Genomic DNA, 1,438 nt, shown 5'->3' with positions numbered 1-1,438 from the left:
GGGTCAACCGTAAAAGCTGGGGAGTGCTGGCTCTAAGCAAACAATTTTCCAAGTCTAAACAGGAAAAATTTGGGATCGGTTACGCCTCTTAAATTAGCTCTGAATAGTTTTATTTTTGAATTGAATGATTCTGCATTTGCATTGGTGCTCCTGTTATCAAAAAAATTCAGTATGTTTTCCATATGATTTTCTATTGAGTTTAGCACGGTGTTAAACTCTTTCATTTTCAAGTCTTCTACTTTTTGTTTCCATTCATTAAACCGGTCTAGCGCAATACTTTTTGTTGTGTTTTTGTATATGTTCCTAAAGCTTAAAGTTAGTTGGTAAACTGATTTTAATATTGGGTATTTTTCAAAAAGTACAGTTGCTCTTTTTTTCTGACTGACAGTCCAGTCTTCCTCAAACTTATACAATAGGTATCTGCTTCGGGCTAGCAATTCTTTTAACGTATCGCCATTGGCTAGTACTTGGGGGATATATTTTATTCCCTTTTCCTTCGCTTCTTTAATCTCCCTATTTTCCAGATCTATAGCTTCCCACCTAAAGCTGACCCGTATATGCTGCATCGCATCCATTACCAGTCTAACCACATGAAACCGGTCTATTACCATATTGCAGTTAGCAAAACTATTTCGAACGGCCATACCCATATTCCTTGCCATGTCCATACTTACTTCTTTTACCCGACTGCGCTCCTGGAGCGGTATTCTATCTAAAACCTCGCTTATTAATTTTGCTTGTGTACCATTGATCACAGCAACGATGCTCCCTCTGTTTTTAATGCCAGCATTCTTGTTGGTAATAAAGGTATAGAGCTCTCCTTTTGATAAACTAACCTCGTCAATACTGAGCCTGTCTGTGATGTTTTCAGGAAAAATCAAATAATCATCGGCGTGGGATAACTGATCCCATTGTTTATAACCACTTATACGATGCTTATAATGCCGTTGCAACTTATCGCTACTCACCTGGAAGTAACTGGCTATATTGGTTATGGTATCTGGTCGCGTATCCACTTGCATCTTTTAAAAAATCCGATAGTTCTTGAGTAAACTTAGAACCATCAGCTATAAAAGAAAAGTCATTTTGAATTGTTTTGCCACTCTTTTTATGACGCCACCTCCGCTTTTTAATCCGTAGATAAACCCCTTTACCACGAATGGGAAAATCCTGTATCAGTTTACGCCCTATAAAACCTTTCGATTCATATTCCAAGTGTGAAAATCCATTGGGCAACTCGTTCTTTTCCTCGAAATCTATCAGCCAATACTCCAACTTATCCTTTACAGAGCATAGCTCCTGAAAACCCGAAACATCAAAGTATTCCATCAGCTCTGATGGAAATACGTTCTCTATAAAATTATGTGTAATAGTCTTATGATTTAGTATGCCGAAAGTTAATGTTTTTTTAGTTCTCCCCAGCTTTTACGGTTGACCC

The 1,438-nt window shown here is 37.8% G+C and carries 2 protein-coding genes; both read right to left on the bottom strand.

Features of this window, described 5'->3' with window-relative positions; translation table 11 throughout:
• Positions 1-32: 32 nt before the first annotated feature.
• Complete coding sequence (locus EZJ43_RS16945) at positions 33-1,022, bottom strand: ISAon1 family transposase (protein WP_207924658.1); 990 nt, start codon at positions 1,020-1,022, stop codon at positions 33-35.
• Entirely contained in the window at positions 961-1,329 is a 369-nt protein-coding gene (locus tag EZJ43_RS16940) for an ISAon1 family transposase N-terminal region protein (protein ID WP_133263904.1), read from the bottom strand. Before EZJ43_RS16940 ends, EZJ43_RS16945 begins: the two co-directional genes overlap by 62 nt.
• Positions 1,330-1,438: the final 109 nt, after the last annotated feature.

The sequence above is a fragment of the Pedobacter changchengzhani genome (genome assembly GCF_004354365.1).
GTDB classification, from domain to species: domain Bacteria; phylum Bacteroidota; class Bacteroidia; order Sphingobacteriales; family Sphingobacteriaceae; genus Pedobacter; species Pedobacter changchengzhani.
This window is presented reverse-complemented; position numbering and strand designations above follow the sequence as displayed.